Here is a 22,139-nt window from a genome sequence, read left to right on the forward strand (position 1 = left end):
TAAAAAGGGTAATCATTTATTATGGTTACTCTTTTTATTGTATAGATTTATAGTACGTTTTATAGAATATATGTTTGCATATCTTTTTTTGTTAAAATTATGAGCGTAATATTTTTTTACTCTCAAATATTTCAATGTGTAATTACCAATGAATATCAAAAAAATAGCAACAGTTAGTATTTGTAGCGCTCTAACATTACTTGTTACAGGTTGTTCACCATCCGCTGATTCATCGCATTCATTTTCATTTGATATTGCGAATTCAACCATTAATCATAATCTTTCTTCTGGCTCTGGCATGGTTGTAAATAATGGTAAAATAATGGTTGTGGGTGATGATTCACCTTGGTTATTTAGTGTTAATAACGATTTTAAAATTAATAACAAAACATTGATTGAGCATTTTCCTGTTAATGAACAAAATCGTATTAATTACAAAATAAAGCCTGATTTTGAATCAATGACAATGATTAATTACCAGAATGAGCCTTATTATTTAGTGATGGGTTCTGGTAGTAAAGCGGTGTTACGTGAGCAAGCTTATTTGATGCCTGTCAATGGTGGTGAAAATCAAAAACTATCACTGTCTAACTTATATGCTCAACTGCATAAAGCGGCAAACTTTACTCAACAAGAAAAAATCAATATTGAAGGTATTGCGAGCACGGGTAAAGAAATCTTTATCTTTAACCGTGGTAATGAGGGTAAAAATGCCATTTTCACAATGGATAAAAATGAATTAATGTCTTATTTAGAAGGAAAAACTCAAGTATTGCCTTCTTTAAAAGTATATCAAGTTCAATTACCTAAAATTAATGGCGTGCAGGCTTGTTTCTCTGGCGCTGATTACTGGAAAGATGCTGATAGCATGCTGTTTACTGCATCAGTTGAAGGTAATAATAATAGCAGTATCAACGATGGCGCGATTCAGGGTAGTTTTGTTGGTGTATTGCCATTAAAAGCCTTAGCTAATAAATCAGCAATTGATTTAATTAGTTATACTAAAGAGCTGAAAAATAACGGTAAAGCAATTATCACAAAAGCAGAATCCATTGCTGTTGAAAACCAAACCAATAAACAAGCGAATGGTTACATTGTTAGTGATAATGACAATGGTACCAGTCAATTCTTTACTTTTACTATTGATAAATAAGCCATTGATGGATTAAATAAAAAAGCTGATTAATTCCTTCGTTTATAAGGTGATTAATCGGCTTTTTTTGTCGACTTAAGCGAAGGTCTGACTAATAAATAAAAATACACTAATGATAGTTGGTATTGCTGTGTATTTACCTACTTGTTTAAGCGTTAATTTTGTTAGCCTTGGTGCAAGGATATTAACTAATATACTGATATTACAAAAAATGAAAACACCATAGGTTTTTATATCAATGTCGTGGTCTTTGAGTAATTTTATTTGAGCAAGAATTAGAATGACATTAAATGTAATATTCAATACACGAGCTATCTGAAATTGGGGAGTATTAAATTCATTTTGTAAGTTATTTTCACTTGCTTTGATGAGGTCACTTTCTGGTTGACTCATAAAGGTTAATTCCTGCTGTAAAGGGGACCACTGCTGCTCTACCCATCAATAATAATAGACGTTGAGTAGAGTAGCGATATCTCAAATTAATAATATTATGATCGCACAGCAACGTAGGTTGTGCAATTTTTTAGTTCGTGAACTTAATTTTCATTAAATGAGGTTAAGTATTTTAGAAAAAATACGCCTATTACTAATTGGTTATAATGTTTTTGAGTAAATAGGCGTTGTTTTTTAATACGCTTAGTTAATATTAATTAACTGCATTTTATTAGCTTGAGTGTATAACCTGATGTGGCTGATATAGGTGGCGCATAACTAATATAGCAGTTATTTTTAGTTAGAACATTCCAACGAAAATGCCCGTTTTTATCATTATATGGTTTAACGAATTGTTTAAAAGTAATATTGTATTCTCCGTTAGATTCATTATATGCAATTGCCCAATCTTGATTAAAGTTTGAGATAAGATTTTTTAATGTATTTCTATGAGCATCTGGATAACCATATCTAAATGTACACCAAGGTGATTTATTACAGCCTGGTAATGGAATTTTTACGCCATAAATTCCTGGTCCTGCATTCTCCCATTTAGCTTGAGTTGTTACGTATACATTATTTTCTAACCCCATGATAGTAAGCTTAGAGTACGTTATTCCTAGGGCAGAGTTGAGTGAGCCTTCTAACCCTTTAAGTGAAGCATTTCGCGCATCATTTTGTAAATTCATAAATTTAGGTGCAGCGACAACAGCAAGAATACCTAAAATAACAATCACAACGACAAGTTCTATTAAGGTAAATCCATTTTTTTTCATATGGGTCATCGAATAAAAAAGATAAAGTATGCTTAAATTGTATGATTCTAAATCAGTAAGTCAATCATGACTGATGGAATTTAATGCTGAGTGTCATCATTTAGTCACTCGTTTTAGTTGAATATTTTATGGCAAAATAGCTGTATACATTGTCAGCAAAGGCGTTAGCTGTTAGTGTCGGCACCCAATGTATGTGTTTCGACATGCTGATTTTATTTTTAGTACATATACAGTCATGTTTCTTAGTGAAAATACTGATATATGTTGACGTTTACAGGACATCATTTTGAGTCAGACGGCATTTTCTACCTTAAATCTTCATTCTGATCTATTGAGCAATTTAGACTCTTTAGGTTATGAAGCAATGACACCTATTCAAGCTCAGAGTCTTCCACTTATTATTGATGGCAAGGATGTCATTGCTCAAGGTAAAACAGGATCAGGTAAAACCGCGGCGTTTGGCTTAGGATTATTAAATAACCTTAATGTAAAACGTTTCCGTGTACAGACGTTAGTATTATGTCCAACACGTGAACTTGCCGATCAAGTGGCTAAAGAGATTCGTCGTTTAGCGCGTGCTATTCATAACATTAAAGTACTGACTTTATGTGGTGGTATGCCATTTGGACCTCAAATTGGTTCATTAGAACATGGTGCGCACATTATTGTGGGCACGCCGGGTCGTATTGAAGAGCATGTTCAAAAAGGTTTCTTGTGCCTTGATGAGTTAAACACGTTAGTACTTGATGAAGCTGACCGTATGCTAGAAATGGGCTTTCAAGATTCACTTGATGTGATCATTGACGCTGCGCCAAGCGATCGCCAAACATTGCTATTTAGTGCGACTTACCCCGATCAAATAGCTTCTATTGCAAAGCGCATCATGAAAAACCCTGTTCAAGTAAAAGTAGAATCTAGCCATGATGATAGCAGTATCTCACAGCACTTTTACAAAGTAAGTGGTAATGAAGATCGTTTAGATGCCGTACGTTTATTACTGAACCAGCACCGTCCAGAATCGTGTGTGATTTTCTGTAACACTAAACGTGAAGCGCAAGAGATGTCTGATGATTTAGAAGACTTTGGTTTTAGTTCTATTGCATTGCATGGTGACTTAGAACAACGCGAGCGTGATCGTACTCTAGTGTTGTTCTCTAACAAGAGTAAATCAATTCTAGTGGCGACTGATGTTGCGGCGCGTGGTTTAGATATCGATAATCTTGATATGGTCATTAACTACCATCTAGCACGTGATACTGAAGTGCACGTTCACCGTATTGGTCGTACTGGTCGTGCGGGTAGTAAAGGTATTGCATGTTCATTATTTAGCGATAAAGAGCATTACAAAGTTAAATTGCTTGAAGATTACCTTGATCGTGATATTAAAGGCGAAGCTTTACCTGCCGGTAATTTATTAGATCAACCGACTTTCCGTCCAGAAATGATCACGCTAATGATTGATGGTGGTAAGAAGCAAAAAGTACGCCCAGGCGATATTTTAGGTGCGTTAACGGGTGATAAAGGTATTGCGGGCGCTGCTGTGGGTAAGATTAACGTCTTTGACCACTGTGCTTATGTTGCGGTTAAACGTGAAGTCGCTCGTGAAGCTTTACAGAAATTAGAAAAAGGGCGTATCAAAGGACGTAATTTCCGTTCACGTCAACTACGTTAACTGACATACCGTTTTCTATAACAATTATAATCGTGCCGATGTTGTGCTTTATAAATAAAGCCACCATCGGCTTTTTTGTGATTGTAAAACAGAATAATCATAATGGTTGCTAGTTTATTGTGTCTGTATTGTGATTTAATTGTAGCGCGTGCGTATCGTTCCTAAATTAACACTCTCAAGTTAATGATTTAAGGGGATGACACAGCATTGCTACTTATCTTGTATTTTTAATAGAGTGTCCATTTATGCATCAAGAAATGATTGGATTGACGATTGCAGGCCTTGGTGTTCTCGGGCTTGGATGTCAATGGCTTGCATGGCGTATGAAATTACCAGCGATTTTATTATTGCTTATTGCTGGTTTATTCATTGGTCCTGTAGCAGGCATATTTAACCCTAATATTCTGTTTGGTGATTTACTGTTTCCGCTGATTTCATTAGCCGTAGCCGTAATTTTGTTTGAGGGGAGCCTAACCTTAAACTTTGCTGAAATAAAAACGGTGCGCAAAAACGTAAAAAGTATTGTGACTATTGGTGCGATTATTACGTGGGTTATTACCAGTGTCGCGACACATTATTTATTAGATTTCAGTTGGTCATTGGCGTTCTTGTTTGGATCAATGACAGTTGTAACGGGTCCGACAGTGATTGTGCCTTTATTACGTACCGTCAGACCACAAGCAAAACTTGCTAATATTTTACGTTGGGAAGGAATATTAATTGACCCTATTGGGGCGATATTTGTAGTCATTGTGTATGAGTTTATTGTGTCCAGTAGCCAAATGCACAGTCTTGCAGTCTTTGGTTTAATGGTATTGGTCGGACTCGTCATTGGTGCTGTAGCTGGTTGGTTTATCGCTTATGTGCTGCGTAATCATCTTCTACCGGAATATTTGCAGCCGTTTGCTGTATTGGCTGTTGTGCTAGGTGTATTTGCGGGGGCAAATGCGCTTGAATCTGAGGCGGGATTACTTGCGGTTACGGTTATGGGAATGTGGCTGGCTAATGCGAAAGATGTTGATATTCGCCATATTCTTCACTTTAAAGAACACCTGACTATTTTATTAATTTCAGGATTATTTTTAATTCTAGCATCAAGGATTCAGTTAGCCGATTTCCATGCCTTGGGCTGGGGAGCGATTACTTTATTTGTGGTGATTCAATTAGTCGCAAGACCTGCGTCTATTTTTATATCAACAATGTTTAGTCAATTGGCGTTTAAGGAGAAGCTATTTTTAGCTTGGGTTGCACCACGAGGTATTGTTGCCGCAGCAATTTCAGCTTTATTTGCATTGAAATTGATCGATGATGGTGTTGCTGGAGCTCAACTGTTAGTACCACTGACTTTTATGGTGATCATCGGTACGGTGGTGTTACAAAGTTTAACTGCTCGTCCTATTGCTCGTTTATTAGGGGTTGCAGAGCCATCACCAAAGGGCTTCTTAATTGTTGGTGCTAATGATGTTGCGCGAGAAATTGGATTAGCACTTAAAAAGTATTATTGTCGAGTGGTGATGACCGATTCTAACTGGGATTATATTCGCGCTGCTCGTATGGCGGGTTTAGAAACTTATTATGGTAATGCGGTCTCTAGTCATGCTGATGAATATTTGGATTTAATTGGGGTGGGCCATTTGTTAGCACTGACCCCGGATAAACATTTTAATGCTGTTGCTGCAAGCCATTATGAAACTGATTTTGGACAGCGTAATATTTATCGCTTAAATGGTCGTCGACATAATAGCGGCTTAGAAAAACATTCTGCGACTCAAGCTCATAGTGGTGCGGTACTTTTTAGTGATGATATTAGTTATAAAAAGTTAGCGAGTTTAATTAACCAAGGTGGGGAAATTAAACACACTAAATTGAGTGAAAACTTTACACTTGAAGACTATTTTCAGCAGTATAAAGGTTCATCTCTTATTCCATTATTTGCCATTGATTTAAAACAAAATATTATTCCATTTACTGTTACTTCAACATTAGAAGCAAAAGCAGGATGGACAATTATTGCTTTAGTCAAAGAGTCGGCATAATACTTACTTTTCTTCCTGTAAAATAAAAAAGCACCGTAATGGTGCTTTTTTATTGTTTGCGATTAATTATTTAATGTTTAATTTGTCCATTTGTTGTTGCAGCTTATCTAATTGCTGCATTTTTGCTTTTAATCCAAGAGATTCAGAGCTGATTGCGGCAGGGTTCATTTGAGTACTTACTTGCATCGGGTAATTAGGCAGGGTGTTAAAGAATTGCCCTAATACATCTTGCATTGGTACGAATAGCCACATGTTGTCAGCCATCCAGCGAAGGTACATTCCTGATTCATGAGGTGCTTTTTCAAATGGGTCGGCACGTAGATGAATAATCTGAGGCCAGTTTGGTGATTGACGAACGGCATTTGAGATATTTCCATCCATGACCGCGAAATTCAGTTTCCAATCTTTCCAACGCACAGCGTTTAACTCACCATTCGCGGTGAAATAAAGCAGAGATTCGCGTGGGCCTTTATCGACTTTGCCTTCAAAGAATGGCTTAAAGTCATAACCATCAATATGAACTTTAAATTCTTTGCCGTTGGCTTTATAGCCTTTTGCCAATTTCTCTTTTACGTTTGGAACTCCTGCGGCATCAAGCAGCGTTGGTAACCAATCTTGGTGGGCCATCATTTCATTAATTTTAGTACCAGGTTTGATTGTACCAGGCCAACGCACCAACTGAGGAACACGCATTCCGCCTTCCCATGTTGTGCCTTTCTCACCATAGAACGGTGTGGCACCGCCATCAGGCCATGTGACGGTTTCAGCACCATTATCGGTGGAATAAATAACGATAGTATTATCAGCAATGCCGAGCTCATCAAGTTTATCAAGCAAAATACCCACTTGATCATCATGTTCCATCATGCCATCTGCATAAATACTGACACCTGATGCGCCACGGTACTTTTCTTGCAATCGTGTCCAAACATGCATACGAGTGGTGTTATGCCAGATAAAGAATGGTTTATTAGCTTTAACGGCTTTTTCCATAAAGGCCAAAGAAGAACTTAGGAATTCTTCATCGGCATGCTCCATGCGTTTACGCGTCATTGGGCCTGTATCTTCGATCTTACCATCAGCATAAGAATGAATAACACCGCGAGGGCCGTAATTTTTACGAAATTCTGGATCTTTAGGGTAGTAATAAGTTTCAGGTTCTTCTTCTGCGTTTAAGTGATAAAGGTTACCAAAAAACTCATCAAAACCATGATTCGTCGGTAAGTGCTTATCTTGGTCTCCGAGGTGGTTTTTACCAAATTGCGCTGTCATATAACCTTGCTCTTTAAGTAGATCAGCGATAGTTGGCGCCCAGTCAGGAATACCATGGTCAGATCCCGGCATACCAATAGTTAATAAACCAGTACGAAAGGGCTCTTGACCTGTGATGAAAGCAGCACGCCCTGCTGTACAAGATTGTTGTCCATAGTGGTCAGTAAAAAGCGCGCCTTCATTAGCTATTCGATCAATATTGGGCGTTTTATATCCCATCATACCTTGGTTATATGCACTGATATTCCAATAACCGACATCATCTCCAAAAATGGCAAGTATATTCGGTTGAGATGCGGCCATTACTGACCCTGAAGCTGTAAGCAGTCCAATACCAAGTGCAATTTTATTTAAATGATTCGCCATGCATAAGTTCCATTAGTTGCGAGTAATCATTTGTACTTTATGTGAGTAATAAAAGTGCGTCGCTTTATAGGGGTTATAACCAAAAGTTATTATTTTTATTAATATTTTGATTTGTAATGATTTTTTGTGTTTTTTTGTCGAGCAATAAATTGCTGGAAAGTGAGACCTTTCTCTCAGATTTTAATGCTATAACTGTATTTTTGATAAGCACTTAGGATGTTGTTGTCTATTTATTTGATATTAATAGAATTATTAATAAGCAGAGGGTTTGTTGCATTATTTCATTGGTAAATGTGATTTAAATGTTAATGGTTGGTGGCTTAAATCTGCTTCGTGGACTATAAATTTAGAGGTATTTATTATTCATGTATACAGGAGTTTATATGACAGTTAGAAAGGGAACTCAACGCCGATTAAGTATTTTAGCTGCTGTTTTGATGGGCGCTTCTGGCTATACTGTTGCCGCTGAAAAGCCAAATATTTTAGTTATTTGGGGCGATGATATTGGTCAATCTAATATTAGTGCTTATACCTTTGGTTTGATGGGATATAAAACTCCCAATATTGATCGAATAGCTAAAGAAGGAATGATGTTTACCGATTATTACGGTGAGCAATCGTGTACTGCTGGACGTTCTACATTTATTACTGGGCAAGGGGTGCTCCGTACTGGACTAAGTAAAGTCGGATTACCAGGTGCTGACATCGGTTTACAAGCTGAAGATGCAACCATTGCTGAAGTCCTTAAACCTCAAGGATATATGACGGGACAATTTGGTAAAAACCACCTTGGTGATAAAGATGAATTTTTACCAACAGCACATGGATTTGATGAATTTTTTGGTAACCTTTATCACTTAAATGCGGAAGAAGAGCCAGAGAATATTGATTATCCTAAAGATCCAGAATTCAGGAAAAAATTTGGTCCTCGTGGCGTAATTAAATCATATGCTGACGGTAAGATCGAAGATACCGGTCCATTAACACGTAAGCGTATGGAAACGGTGGATGACGAAACCATGGCTGCCGCGATTGATTTCATGGGACGGGCAGTGAAGGCTGATAAGCCGTTCTTTGTATGGTGGAATGCAACTCGTATGCACTTTAGAACCCACGTGAAACCTGAACTGCAAGGATCAACCGGTATCAGTAATTATGCAGATGGTATGGTTGAGCACGATAATCATGTTGGTGAACTATTAAAAGCGGTGGATAAGCTAGGCATCAAAGACAATACCATTGTCTTTTATTCAACAGATAATGGCCCTCACATGAACTCATGGCCAGATGCGGGTACAACGCCATTCCGTAGTGAGAAAAATACTAACTGGGAAGGGGCATACCGTGTTCCAGCAATGGTTCGTTGGCCGGGTAAGATTCAGCCTGGTGTCGTATCCAATGAAATTATGCACCACATGGATTGGCTACCAACATTTGCAGCAATTGCTGGTAATGACAATATTAAACAAGAGCTAAAAGAAGGAACGAAACTTGGCAATAAGAGTTTCAAAAATCATCTTGATGGCTATAACTTCTTACCTTATTTAACAGGAAAAGAAGACAAAGGCCGTCGTGATGAAATCTTCTACTTCACTGATGATGGTGATTTAGCGGCACTGCGTTATAACAAATGGAAAGCAGTGTTTATGGAGCAGCGTGTGAAAGGTACCCTTCAAATATGGGCTGAACCTTTTGTTACCTTACGTGTGCCTAAACTGTTTAATTTACGTATGGACCCATACGAAGTGGCTGATGTGACGTCAAATACTTATTATGATTGGTTATTAGATCATGCTTATATGTTTGTTCCTGCACAAGCATATGTGGGTAAATATCTAGAAACCTTTAAAGAGTTCCCTCCTCGTCAAAAAGCGGCAAGTTTTAGTTTGGATCAAGTAATGGAAAAACTTCAACAACCGCATAATAAGTAATTAAACCTTTACCCAAAAGTGGGCTCTTCGGAGCCCATTTCCATTCTAGAATAAGCCGCTTTTATTCACATATAGACTAATGTAAATGGAAAATTCATCCGATATAAGCTATATCTGAAGTATCGCTATAATATATTTTAAATACAAAGAGTTAGTTAATATCAATACAAGGATGTATATGATTGATAAAAGAATATACGCTATTTTCTCTCGCGTATGGCTAAGTTTTATAATGTTGACTTCAACGGCTTTTGCTACCGATTTTGTTGGTAGTGATCAGTGTGTTGATTGCCATAAAGAACAGGTTGATGCATGGAAAGGATCAGATCATGACATGGCGATGAAACACGCGGATAAAGATAGTGTATTGGGTGATTTCAATGATGCAACGTTGACATTTAAAGGTAAAGTGAACCGCTTTTTTACTAAAGGTAATGAGTATTGGGTCAATATTGAAGGGCCTGATAGCCAGTTTCATGATTATAAAATTAGTTATACGTTTGGCTTTGAGCCACTACAGCAATATATGGTGGAATTTGATGATGGGCGCATTCAATTAATTCCGTTTGCTTGGGATGCTAGAGCGCAAGAGCAAGGAGGGCAGCGTTGGTACCATCTTTATCCTGAGATGGACAAAACTGATGAGTTTTATTGGACTAACACGGGCCAGAATTGGAACTTCATGTGTGCAGATTGTCACTCTACCGATGTTAAGAAAAACTATGATGCAAAAACGAATACCTATGATACACAGTGGTTTGAAATAAACGTAGGCTGTGAAGCTTGTCATGGACCTGCTAGTGATCATATTTCATGGGCAAATAATTCTTCAAAAAATGCTGTTGCACATTATGGTTTTGAACGTGATTTAAGTAAATCTGTCAAAGAATGGGTGTTTAAAGAAGGACATTCAACCTTGCAGCCCAAAGAAATTCAGCCCACAGATCAAATAACGGTGTGCGCGCAGTGTCATAGTCGTCGAGTGCAATTAAATGAAGACCAAGCGCATATTAAGGGTTCACTACTAGACAGTTATTTACCGAGCTTAATTACGTCTGAGTTATACCATAATGATGGTCAAATTTATGATGAAGATTATGTTTATGGATCTTTTATGCAGTCAAAAATGGCGGGAAAAGGGGTAACATGCACTAATTGCCATAATCCCCATTCAACTAAATTGGAAGTTCCAGAACAAGCGGTTTGTAGCCAATGCCATGTAGCATCAGAATATACACCCGAAAAACATACTTTTCATAAAGCAAATACAGAAGCATCCCAGTGCACTACTTGCCATATGCCAGAAACAACATATATGGGGGTTGATGCAAGACGTGATCATAGTTGGCAAATTCCCCGTCCTGATTTAAGTAAAAATATTGGTACTCCTAATGTTTGTACTCAATGCCATCAACAACAAAATGATACATGGGCTGATAAACACGTTGGCCAGTGGTTCCCTGATTCACCTTATCGAAATCAACAACATTTTGCGGTTGCGTTTTATGCCTCTGACATTAATTACCGAGGTGCAGGCGATGCGCTGTCTTATACCGCTCAAGATGTAAAACAAGCGGGGATCATTCGTGGATCAGCATTACAGCGTTTAAGTGCATTTTCGAGTAAAAATACGGTTGTGGCTTTAGGGCGAGCGATAAAACATGATGATGCGTTAATACGTTTAGGGGTAATTCAAGGGTCTGCAGGATATTCAGCTTATGACCGATGGCAAATATTATCGCCGTTATTAACTGATAAGGTACTTGGCATTCGCACAGAAGCGGCAGGAGCATTAGCGGCATATTGGCCAGAGTGGACCCCATTGCAGCGTGAACAGCTATCTCCAGCATTAGATGAGTACATTGAAATTCAATTATTTAATGCTGACAGAGGCTTTGGAATGACGAACTTAGGTAATGTCTATCGTGCTCAGGGGGAATTTAAACAAGCAGAACAGGCATACCTAAAAGCAATAACTGTTGAGCCTTATTTTGTTAATAGTTATGTCAATCTTGCTGATTTGTATCGAGCACAAGGTGATGAATTAAAAGGCGTTGAATTGATGCAGCAAGGGATTACCGCGCAACCTAAATCAGGAGCACTACGTTATAGCACCGGACTTGCATTATTACGCTTAAATGATAAAGCGCAGGCCTCAAATTATTTTAAACAAGCGACAGAGGTTGATCCTCAAAATGCACAGTATTGGTATGTTTATGGTCTTTCTTTAGAAAATAGCAATACCAATCAAGCTGCAGATGCATTGGCACAAGCGTTCAGTTTGAGTGCGAATCCGCAGCATTTATTCGCTCAATGTGATCTATTGTTAAAAGCGAAATCATTACAAGCAAAACAATGTATTACTCAGTTGGAACAATATGCACCTAAAAATGTCATTGATGCGCTTAAAAAGCGGCTTTATTAATGAGCACTATAACCAATAGTTATGGCGGTCTTGATTAAGATAATACCCGGTCAATAATCTGGCAAGTGGACGTAAAGGAGAACACATGAATCAAACTCAACAGGCTATTACAACGCTTATATCTCAAGTTGAGACATCGGTGATTGGTCAATCCGATGTGGTTCGTGCACTTGTTATTGGGTTATTAACACAGGGGCATGTTTTATTAGAAGGATTACCCGGTACGGCAAAAACACGTTCAGTAAAATCGTTGGCGGATAATTTACAGACATCGTTTGGGCGAATTCAATTTACACCGGATTTATTACCTTCTGATGTAACGGGAACCGAAGTCTATCAAGAGCTAAATGGTAAACCACAACTGCATTTTCAAGCGGGACCTATTTTTAATAGCATTATTCTTGCTGATGAAATTAACCGCGCACCAGCAAAAGTTCAAGCTGCGTTATTGGAAGCAATGGCAGAAAGAACAATAACGGTCGGTGATAAAACACATGTTTTGCCTGAACTTTTTATGGTACTTGCGACGCAAAACCCAGTTGAGCAAGAGGGGACATATCCATTACCTGAAGCTCAAATGGATCGATTTATTATGAAAGTCAGTGTTGATTACCCTGATGATGACGCAGAACTTGATATTATTCGTCTGGTGCGCAGTGAAGAAACGCATTCCAAGCTAACCGCTGAACCTGATATAGAAAAAAAGAACATTAATACAAGTATTCAATTAGATCCTTCCATTGTAATGCAGGCGCGGTCTGAGCTTACGATGGTTGAAATATCTGAAATTAGTGAGCGTTATATTGTGGCGTTAGTAATGGCGACACGTAAACCTGAACGATATTCAGCATCGTCACTTTCACGGTGGATAGAAGTGGGAGCAAGTCCGCGAGCTTCAATTTCATTAGACAAATGTGCCCGTGCTTATGCGTGGTTACAAGCAAGAAATTATGTAGAACCTGATGATATTCGAGCAATGGCACATGCAGTATTAGGGCATCGCATAACGCTGAGCTATGACGCCTTAGCTGATGGTATAACCCAGCAGCAAGTGATCGATGAATTGCTGGATTATGTTGTTATTGGATAGGGCTTTTTATGAATAAGAAAAGCACAGACAGCCGTATTCATTGCGAATATAGCCAACTTATCAAATTACAATCTCAAGCGGGATTTTTCAGTCTATTACCCAATTTGAAATCAGGCACTGCGTTATCTGGCCGTCATTCATCAATTTTTCGAGGGCGAGGGCTAAATTTTGAGGAATTACGACATTACCAATTAGGGGATGATATTCGTAATCTCGATTGGAAAGTGACAATGCGAACGGGAAAACCCCACGTTCGTTCATACACCGAAGAGAAAGATCGTAATTTTATTATTTGTGTCGATCAACGTAGCAGTATGTTCTTTTCATCCATTGATACCATGAAATCTGTGGTTGCGGCAGAATTAGCGGCATTGACCGCATGGCGTATTCTTAAAGACAGCGATCGCGTTGGTTTTATCATTAATACCCCCCATCAAATACATTGGCTAAAACCTAAGCGCTCTCAAGCAGATCTGCTGCATCGATTACAACTATTGTCTATTAAAAATCAATCGCTGGATATTTCCAGTAACGATGACAGTGAGGTTGGATTTAGTCAATTTGTTACGCTATTAGGCCGTTTGAAACTTAAAGAAGCTACCATCATTATTTTAAGTGATTGGCATGGGGCTAGCGCGGATGAAATAACACATCTGAAACACCTACAAAGACATAATGATGTATTAGGCGTATTAATATCCGATCCGTTTGAGTCTCAATTTCCATCCCAAAATAGCCATTGGGTAGTTGGAGATGGTTCGTATCAACTTAATTTAAATGATGCTAGGCGGTTTGATCTAGCCAATAAGGGCTTAGGTGAATATCAAGATTTAAAGAAAGAACAACTAATTCAGTTGATGGCGGCGAAAGGGTTACCTTTAATTGAAGCTGATACGTCGGGGCATCATATTGAACAATTTAAACGTGCAATTGGAGGGCGACAATGAGTATTCATGCTCCACCTAGCAATTACATGTTAAGAAATATGAGTGAGGTGACAATACCTGACCATGTGAGTTGGTTTCCTCAAACAATCGGCTGGAAAATTGTTGCTATACTTTTGATGGTTACTGTTTTTTATTATTCTATTCAATGGATTAGATGGTGGTGGGGTAACCGTTATCGCAGGGAAGCAATAGCTCTGATTGAGGTGATGCATGCCTCGATAAAGCATAAAGATGCTTTGTTATCATTGCCTTTAGATATGTTTGAAGTAATGAAAGCAGTCTTAATTTACCTTGACCCTCAAAAAGCCAATGCCTTTGGTGAAAGATTCCTTATTGATTTAGATGATTGTCATTCTCCTCGAAAAGTGGTCTTTAATGATGTTATTGGGCAAAAGTGGATGCGATCTTTAGTGCAACCGCAGTCCCAATTATCTGAACATGAATTATCTTTGTTAATAACCTTATGCCAGCAATGGTTAGTTGAGCATGGTGAACCCCATTTTAAGAAAAAAGGGGGTACAAATGCAGTTTAGTCAATTGGAGTTAGTGTATCCATATTGGTTATGGTTATTACCATTACCCATTCTTATTTATTGGTTTATTCCTGCTTATCGCACTCGTCAATCTGCAATAAAAGTGCCTTTTTTTGATGTACTAGTCCAAGCGTTAGATGAAGTGCCATCGCAAGGGGCAAGCCAGCTAAATGCTAGCTATTGGCAAAAAGCCCTACTCATTATTTCATGGTGTTTATTAATTTTTGCATTAACTAAGCCGACTATTTTAGGACCACCACAAACGCGAGAAAGTTTAGGGCGAGATGTAATGGTGGTCGTGGACTTATCAGGTTCAATGGCTGAGCGTGATTTTGTCTCAAAAACAGCATCTGATAATGGCGGTATTCAAAAAATATCGCGCTTAGATGCAGCGAAAGAAGTGTTAGCTGATTTTGCAAAAACGCGTCAAGGGGATCGTTTAGGATTGATTTTATTTGGTGACGCAGCGTTTGTACAAACACCATTTACAGCCGATCAAAAAGTATGGTTAGCACTTTTAAATCAAACGGATGTAGCTATGGCTGGTCAAAGTACACATTTAGGTGATGCTATTGGGCTGGCGATTAAAGTGTTTGAGCAAAGTGCTACTGCCGATCTTTCGGCATCAACTGATCCGCAACACCCTAATCAAAAATCACGAGAAAAAGTCGCGATTGTATTAACGGATGGTAATGATACTGGCAGTTATGTTGAGCCTATTGATGCAGCTAAAGTTGCCGCAGCTAAAAATGTCCGTATTCATATGATAGCGATGGGCGATCCTACAACCGTTGGTGAGAAAGCATTAGATATGGATGTGATCAATCGCGTTGCTAAAGTCTCTGGAGGACAAGCATTTCAAGCCATTAATCGAAATGAGTTAGAACAAGCTTATGCTGCAATTGGTAAGTTAGAGCCACAGCTGTATGAAAGCACGACATATCGGCCTAAACAGTCAATTCATCAATACTCGATTATGCTGATTGTGGTGATGTATTTATTTGGGTTTGGCTTTGCAACAGTGAAGCGACAATTGACATCAGCAACAAAAAAAGCCGCACAACAATCAGGAGAAAATAATGTTTAATTCTCTGATGTGGCAACAAATATTAGATAATTTCCATTTTATTCGTCCATTGTGGTTATTACTTTTTATCCCTTTTTCTATTGTGATTTATTTACGTTGGCAACAAGATTCAAAAAATGAATGGCAGCAGCAATTACCACAACATTTACGTCAAGTGTTAACGATTGGCGATAGTGGTTGGAAAAAGCAATTACCGTTGAAGTTGCTGAGTATATCAATGCTGGTGGGCATCATTGTTTGTGCGGGCCCGACGTGGGAGCGTGAACCTTCACCTTTTGGAGAAGATAAAGCAGCGTTACTTATTGTGCTTGATAATAGCGAATCAATGCTACAAAAAGATCTTGCCCCTAATCGCTTAGAACGCGCAAAGCAAAAGATTAGAGATTTAATTACATTACGGCAGGGGGGGAAAACTGGATTAGTTGTTTTTGCAGGTTCAGCGCATTTAGCGATGCCATTAACTAAAGATGATTCTGTTTTTGAACCTTTTTTAGCGGCAATTCAGCCTGATATTATGCCCGTAAAAGGCAAGAATGCCGAAACCGCATTACCGTTAATTGAACCGCAATTAAGTACAGAAAATGTTGGTACGGTATTGCTCATTACTGACGCTGTCAATTCGGCAACAATTAAAGCGTTTAAAGATTATTTTGCCACCAGTCATCATCAATTATTAGTATTAGCGGCAGGTAATAAAGATCGAGTGAGTAATGAGCCTCTTGATCTTGCATCACTTAAGTCTCTTGCTAAAAAAGCGCAGGGTAGCGTAGTAGAAGTGACTGTTGACGATAGCGATATCAAGACACTTAATAGCAATATTGAACGTCATATGCAGTTAAATAATGAGTCTGCGATGCCGTGGAAAGATATGGGATATTTTTTATTATTTCCGGTGGCGTTATTGATGTTGCTATGGTTTCGAAAGGGATGGCTAGTTAAGTGGTGTTTAGTGGCGGTTATTGTATTCCCAAGCTTTTATTCACCGACGACGTATGCTGAAACCGTAAGTCTTAAAGCGGCCACAAATGAATTGGTAGCCGATGTGACGGTATGGGATAAGACAGTACATTGGTGGATGAATGTTTGGCTGACACCAAATCAACAAGGGCAATGGTATTTTAATCGGTTTGACTATTTAACCGCAGCAAAGCGGTATCAAGATCCACTAAAAAAAGGCATCGCTTATTATTATGCTGGTGAATATAAATTAGCACATAGTGTTTTTTTACAAGTGAAAACTGGCGAAAGTCTTTTTTATGCCGCTAATGCTCTTGCAAGACAAAGAGAGTATGTTGCGGCGCGAGATCTTTATCAGTTATTACTTGATAGTGGTGATTTAGGTAAGGGCTTAAAAGCAAAGGTTGAGAATAATTTAACGATTATGAAAGGCATTGTTGATGAAGTAAATCGTATGAGTGAAAGCCAAAAAGGCAGTACAGACGGCCCTGAAGAGTCATTTGAACTCGGTGATGATAAGCCTAAAACAGGGGATGGTGCTGATGAAAAAGTGGATGCTGCAATGATGGCAAAAGAGAAACTTAACGCGGACGAAATAATAGCGAACCAAGCCCTTGCGGATAAATGGTTACGCCGCGTAGAGGCTGATCCTAAATACTTTTTACGGGCTAAATTTCAATTACAGCTTCGAGCACAATCAACCGATGTGAAAAATATTCGTACCGAGGAGGTTAAATAATGCCTCATTATAATGTTTACCGCCAAGCTCAAGCTTATGTGGCTCATATTGTTATTATTCTTGTGCTAGCACTGATGTCGATAAGTTTTAATGTGCAAGCAAGTACAACCAATATGCTTGATAAATCTGATCAGGTAACAATAAAAACATGGTTAGGTAATAAGGATAATATTCACAGTACGAAAGATAGCAAGACCCTAACATATGCCGTCAATCAACAAATTATTCTTTATATTGAAGTTGTTACGCCTCGATGGTTTACTGGAGGGACGCGTATTGCGCCGATTGAAATACCCAATGTAGTGGCAAAACAGCGAAATCAATTGGCGATGAACTTCACAGAAAAGAAAGATGGTGTAACATGGACTCATCAACGTTGGGAAGTGACATTATATCCTCAAGCGGCCGGCCATTTTTTGGTGCCATCAACGGCAGTAACCGTACATGTGTCGCGTTCCGGTTCCAATAATGTTACTGGTGTTTTATATACCGAGCCACAAGCATTCTCGGCTATTATTCCATCGGGCTTATTAAGTGATCAATCGGTATGGGTTTCAGGGCGAGATTTCTCGGTTGAGCAGCAATGGAGTCAATCTAATCCTGAATTAAAAGCAGGAGATGCGATCACGCGCACCTTGATTGTAAAAGGGTCAAATACCTTAGCAATGTTGATTCCCAAATTAATTCAGCCTCTAACAACCACTGATTATCAAACGTATCCTCAACCTAATCAATTAAGTGATTCACAAACCCGTGGTGATTATTTTTCTGAACGAAAAGAATCGACTGTTTATGTACTTCAAAATGGGGGGCAAGTGAGCTTTCCTACTACTCATTTAACGTGGTGGGATACCGAGACTCAAACTTTAAAAACTATTAAGCTGGAAGGGCAATCTTTTCATGTATCCCATACTGTCAGTTCATGGTTGCATCAATATTGGCATTGGTTGGTCGCATTAGTAACAGCTATGGTGGCGCTCGTGATGATAGCGTTTAAAACCGTCGCCTATTATAAAACACACCCGTTACCGGCTTGGTTTATCTATGCAAAAGCAATAAAACATCAACAGTGGAGCCAAGTGAGAGTGTTACTTTACCGTGTATTAAGACGTCACAACGATCAGTTACAATTAAAGCAATACCGTGACACTGTCGATTGGCAACAAGATGCAACTCAGTTTCAATCCGCGAGTATTACCAAAAAGTTATCACTGTCTTTATGGAAGCAGGTTACTCAATCAGGACGATATTTTGATTTTATTTGTGCAAAGTTTCAGCCTAAGCTTATTTTTCCTCAGTTGAATAAACAACGTACAAAATATAAGAAAAATAAGCGTATTAACACAAAAATGAAATGAGGTAGTTGTCTCTTATTAACTGCGTTATACAGTAAAAATAATTAGATTAGTCATATTAGTCATTATGAAAAGTACAGAGCTTAACTTGATACCTATTTTTGTTGCTATTTATGAAGAGAAGAATCTCTCAAAGGCAGCCGCTCGAATGAATGTTAGTCAACCCGCGGTTAGTAAGGCGCTAAAACGGTTACGTGAAATTTATAATGATCCTTTATTTCATCGTAATACCACCGGAGTTGAACCGACGGTATTTGCTACTGATATTTACCCTGCAATGTCGACAGCATTGAAAAATTTCACATCGACTCTGTCTGCATCAAGAGAATTTGATCCTAAAATATCAAATCGTATTTTTTCTATCGCTGTTGTGTCTACCGTGAGTTATTCATTAATACCTAAACTCATGCAACAAATTCGATTATGTGCACCCAATATTGCGCTAGAAGTTCATCCTCAATTTACAGAAGATCTTGAATCTGATTTACGTTTGCAACGTTATGATTTAGTCATTGATTTAGCCCTTCGTGGACGTACAGTTTTAAAGTCTGAAGTGATTTATACTGAAAAATTACGGGTTGTTTGTCGTAAAGACCATCCTCGAATTGGCGATGCTATCTCATTAGCCGAGTTTTTAAGTGAAGAACATGTTGCTGCATCTCGTTGGCATAGTCGTAGTAGTTTGTTGGGTATGGATGATATTGTTGAGCTTGAAGAGAGAAATATTGTTATAAGAGCGGCTGGTGTATTTGAGATGATGCCGATTATTGGTTCAACGGATCTGATTGGTATGTTGCCACAATCTGCTATTGATGATTTAGGTGCGTATTATAAACTGAAAGCACTTGATTTACCGTTTGATCGTCAACAGCATGATTTATGTATGATTTGGCATCCAAGTCGAACACCTGACAGTGGGCACCGATGGTTAAGACAACAAATAAAAAAAGCAGCATTAACTGAATAATACTGCTGGCTATTTATCGCTTGTTATTAACAGCTTTGGTATCAGTTCAGTTGTTAGTTTTTTACGTCTTTCACTAAACGTAATCCTATATCCGACATGATGATGGATTGGCTAGCAAAATCGCGACGGTAGTTTTGAGATTCTTTTGCATCATAAGAAAAACTGCTACCGCGGACGGATTTATGTGCTAGGCCACTGGCTTCTTGACGAGAATTCTTTGGATTAGTTTGCGGCGAATAGCGATAAAAATTATCGTCATAGGCATCACTTACAAATTCTCCAACATTGCCTGTCATGTCGAATAAACCTAGTTCATTAGGTTGTTTCATTCCAACCGGATGGGCCTTATTTTTTGCATTTTTCGAATACCATGCCACATCTTCAATATTATTTGATCCACTATAAATATAACCTTGGCTTAATTGACCCCCTCGCGCAGCATATTCCCATTCAGCTTCCGTGGGTAAACGGTATGTTTCTCCTGTGATTTCATTGAGTTTCTTAATGAAATAATTTGCTTGTTGCCAGCTTAAGTTGTTCACCGGAGTATTGGGGGATTGGAAATAGCTTAAAGACGATCCCATGATTGATTCAAATAACTGCTGAGTAACTTCAAACTTAGCAATATAGAAATCATTGAGCGTAACAATATGGGCGGGTTTTTCTGATTTTTTAGCTAGGCTCGAATCTGTGCCCATTAAAAAGTTACCGCCGTTGACGTAAACCATATTGTGATCTATTGCTTGGGCTATTGGATTTGGTGGTGCTTCGGCACAACCTATTAGCTGTGAGCTGAGTAATAATGTTATGAATGAATGTTTTATTTTAGACGAAAAAGAAATGCTAAACATGATGTTCTCAACAGTAATGATTGACTGTTTATTATACAGTGAAAGAACTTTCTAAAATGGAATAATATATATAACTAATTTGTTTGTTCTTTTTGTTTATTATGAAGTTATAACTTGTTTGTAATTTAAATTGATCAATGTCTTAGACAAGTTTGTACTATTAAATCAGTTATAAAATAGGAATTAGGATGATTATTACTCAAGGACCTCAGTATAAAGGTAAAGCCTCTAAGCGATTACATGTTATGGCCAAACCCATTGGGGCTGTGTGTAATATTGATTGTACTTATTGCTATTATTTGAGCAAAGAAGACTTACTTGACTATAAAAAAGGGTGTTCTCCGCAAATGGATGATGCCACGCTAGAAATTTATATTCAGCAATATATTGAAGGTCAAAATACGTCTGAAATTATTTTTTCATGGCAAGGCGGCGAACCAACCTTGCTCGGCCTCGATTATTTTAAAAAGATTGTGGCGTTACAGAAAAAATACCAACCTGAAGGAGTGCTTATTTCCAATGATCTACAAACCAATGGCACATTATTAACGCCACAATGGTGTGAGTTTTTAGTAGAAAATAATTTTTTGGTTGGACTGAGTATTGATGGCCCGGAGTTATTACATAATGCATACCGTACCAATAAAGCTGGCCGTGGCACCTTTAAGCAAGTGATGAAGGCCGTGGATTTATTACATCAATATAGTGTTAAATTTGCCACATTAACGTGTGTTAATAACCTCACTAGCCGCAATCCTCTTGAAGTCTACCGTTTCTTACGTGATGTGGTTAAATCACCTCAAATGCAGTTTATTCCAATTGTTGAACAAAAAAGTTTTCGAACTGTTGCGCCTCAAACGGAACAGACCAGTGCTCAATTACACCAAGGTGATAAACGTTTAATACCTGGTAATAAGCAATCAATAATGGAACCGTGGTGCGTGTCAGATCAAGCGTGGGGCGATTTCTTAATTGCTGTGTTTGATGAATGGACGAAGAACGATGTAGGTAAAGTATTTGTCCAATATTTTGAGGCCAGTGTTGAGACATGGATGGGGAGAAAAAACCCATTATGTACGCTAGGTGAAATTTGTGGAAAGGGCTTGGCGATGGAACATAATGGTGATGTGTTTTCCTGTGATCATTACGTTTACCCTGAATATAAAATTGGCAATATTCATAAACAAAAATTAGATGAATTGGCTTATAGCCGTGAGCAACAACAATTTGGATTTGCAAAAGCGAAAACCCTAACAACGCAATGTCAGCAATGTGAGTATAAGTTCGCTTGTCATGGTGAGTGTCCTAAAAATCGATTCATTAAGACTAAAGATGGTGAGCCTGGATTAAATTATTTGTGTGCAGGTTGGCAAAAATTCTTTGCTCATGCAGATAAATCAATTGCTTATATATTGAATATGCTAGGACATTCGGTACAACACGGTAAGTACAGCGATGCCAAGCGGTTACAAGCACAACAGACGGCTTTTTATCATACTAAATTTTAATATTTTTCTCTGCTTAATCGCGGTAGATCAAGACGGTTATAG

The 22,139-nt window shown here is 38.3% G+C and carries 17 protein-coding genes; 13 read left to right on the top strand and 4 right to left on the bottom strand.

All coding sequences use genetic code 11. The annotated features are described in order from the left end of the window. Positions 1-148: 148 nt before the first annotated feature. Complete coding sequence (locus VXS03_RS04825; RefSeq protein ID WP_327762283.1) at positions 149-1,153, top strand: DUF6929 family protein; 1,005 nt, start codon at positions 149-151, stop codon at positions 1,151-1,153. Positions 1,154-1,228: 75 nt separating this feature from the next. Here the strand turns inward: VXS03_RS04825 and VXS03_RS04830 are convergent, their stop codons facing one another. Continuing rightward, positions 1,229-1,546 (bottom strand): fumarate hydratase, encoded by a 318-nt coding sequence (locus VXS03_RS04830; protein ID WP_327762285.1) that lies wholly within the window; start codon positions 1,544-1,546, stop codon positions 1,229-1,231. Between the two features lie 257 nt (positions 1,547-1,803). Continuing rightward, a complete protein-coding gene (locus tag VXS03_RS04835) occupies positions 1,804-2,361 on the bottom strand; it encodes a type II secretion system protein (protein ID WP_327762287.1) in 558 nt (185 codons plus the stop codon). 286 nt (positions 2,362-2,647) lie between these two features. Between VXS03_RS04835 and dbpA the strand changes: the two genes are divergently transcribed. After that, positions 2,648-4,033, top strand: coding sequence for an ATP-dependent RNA helicase DbpA (gene dbpA, locus VXS03_RS04840; protein WP_327762288.1), 1,386 nt, complete (start codon positions 2,648-2,650; stop codon positions 4,031-4,033). A gap of 245 nt (positions 4,034-4,278) precedes the next feature. Then, positions 4,279-6,069, top strand: coding sequence for a cation:proton antiporter (locus VXS03_RS04845; RefSeq protein ID WP_327762289.1), 1,791 nt, complete (start codon positions 4,279-4,281; stop codon positions 6,067-6,069). Between the two features lie 66 nt (positions 6,070-6,135). Here the strand turns inward: VXS03_RS04845 and VXS03_RS04850 are convergent, their stop codons facing one another. Further along, the gene (locus tag VXS03_RS04850) at positions 6,136-7,707 is read right to left on the bottom strand and encodes an arylsulfatase (RefSeq protein WP_327762290.1); all 1,572 of its coding nucleotides are present in this window, start codon (positions 7,705-7,707) and stop codon (positions 6,136-6,138) included. Between the two features lie 383 nt (positions 7,708-8,090). Here VXS03_RS04850 and VXS03_RS04855 point away from each other — a divergent pair, with 383 nt between their 5' ends. The 9 genes from VXS03_RS04855 to VXS03_RS04895 all read left to right on the top strand — a co-directional run bounded on the left by VXS03_RS04855 (position 8,091) and on the right by VXS03_RS04895 (position 19,738). Beyond that, complete coding sequence (locus VXS03_RS04855; protein ID WP_327762292.1) at positions 8,091-9,638, top strand: arylsulfatase; 1,548 nt, start codon at positions 8,091-8,093, stop codon at positions 9,636-9,638. Between the two features lie 232 nt (positions 9,639-9,870). Beyond that, entirely contained in the window at positions 9,871-12,063 is a 2,193-nt protein-coding gene (locus tag VXS03_RS04860) for a tetratricopeptide repeat protein (RefSeq protein ID WP_327762487.1), read from the top strand. A gap of 85 nt (positions 12,064-12,148) precedes the next feature. Continuing rightward, positions 12,149-13,153 (top strand): AAA family ATPase, encoded by a 1,005-nt coding sequence (locus VXS03_RS04865; protein WP_327762293.1) that lies wholly within the window; start codon positions 12,149-12,151, stop codon positions 13,151-13,153. A gap of 8 nt (positions 13,154-13,161) precedes the next feature. After that, positions 13,162-14,100 (top strand): DUF58 domain-containing protein, encoded by a 939-nt coding sequence (locus tag VXS03_RS04870; RefSeq protein ID WP_327762294.1) that lies wholly within the window; start codon positions 13,162-13,164, stop codon positions 14,098-14,100. Then, on the top strand, positions 14,097-14,633 hold the full coding sequence (locus VXS03_RS04875) for a DUF4381 domain-containing protein (RefSeq protein WP_327762295.1): 537 nt from the start codon (positions 14,097-14,099) through the stop codon (positions 14,631-14,633). Before VXS03_RS04870 ends, VXS03_RS04875 begins: the two co-directional genes overlap by 4 nt. Further along, the gene (locus VXS03_RS04880) at positions 14,623-15,720 is read left to right on the top strand and encodes a VWA domain-containing protein (RefSeq protein WP_327762296.1); all 1,098 of its coding nucleotides are present in this window, start codon (positions 14,623-14,625) and stop codon (positions 15,718-15,720) included. The genes VXS03_RS04875 and VXS03_RS04880 overlap by 11 nt, the downstream gene beginning before the upstream one ends. Continuing rightward, positions 15,713-17,416 carry a vWA domain-containing protein gene (locus tag VXS03_RS04885; protein WP_327762297.1) on the top strand — a complete coding sequence of 568 codons (1,704 nt, stop codon included), beginning with the start codon at positions 15,713-15,715 and terminating at the stop codon, positions 17,414-17,416. Before VXS03_RS04880 ends, VXS03_RS04885 begins: the two co-directional genes overlap by 8 nt. Beyond that, a complete protein-coding gene (locus tag VXS03_RS04890; RefSeq protein WP_327762298.1) occupies positions 17,416-18,774 on the top strand; it encodes a hypothetical protein in 1,359 nt (452 codons plus the stop codon). Before VXS03_RS04885 ends, VXS03_RS04890 begins: the two co-directional genes overlap by 1 nt. 64 nt (positions 18,775-18,838) lie before the next feature. After that, complete coding sequence (locus VXS03_RS04895; RefSeq protein ID WP_327762299.1) at positions 18,839-19,738, top strand: LysR family transcriptional regulator; 900 nt, start codon at positions 18,839-18,841, stop codon at positions 19,736-19,738. A gap of 53 nt (positions 19,739-19,791) precedes the next feature. Here the strand turns inward: VXS03_RS04895 and VXS03_RS04900 are convergent, their stop codons facing one another. Further along, positions 19,792-20,589, bottom strand: a complete 798-nt coding sequence (locus VXS03_RS04900; protein ID WP_327762300.1) for a formylglycine-generating enzyme family protein — start codon at positions 20,587-20,589, stop codon at positions 19,792-19,794. Positions 20,590-20,777: 188 nt separating this feature from the next. On the opposite strand from VXS03_RS04900, the gene VXS03_RS04905 reads away from it, so the two are divergent. Continuing rightward, entirely contained in the window at positions 20,778-22,097 is a 1,320-nt protein-coding gene (locus VXS03_RS04905; protein ID WP_327762301.1) for an anaerobic sulfatase maturase, read from the top strand. Positions 22,098-22,139 lie beyond the last annotated feature (42 nt).

This window comes from Photobacterium sp. S4TG1 (assembly GCF_036040035.1).
Taxonomy (GTDB): domain Bacteria; phylum Pseudomonadota; class Gammaproteobacteria; order Enterobacterales; family Vibrionaceae; genus Photobacterium.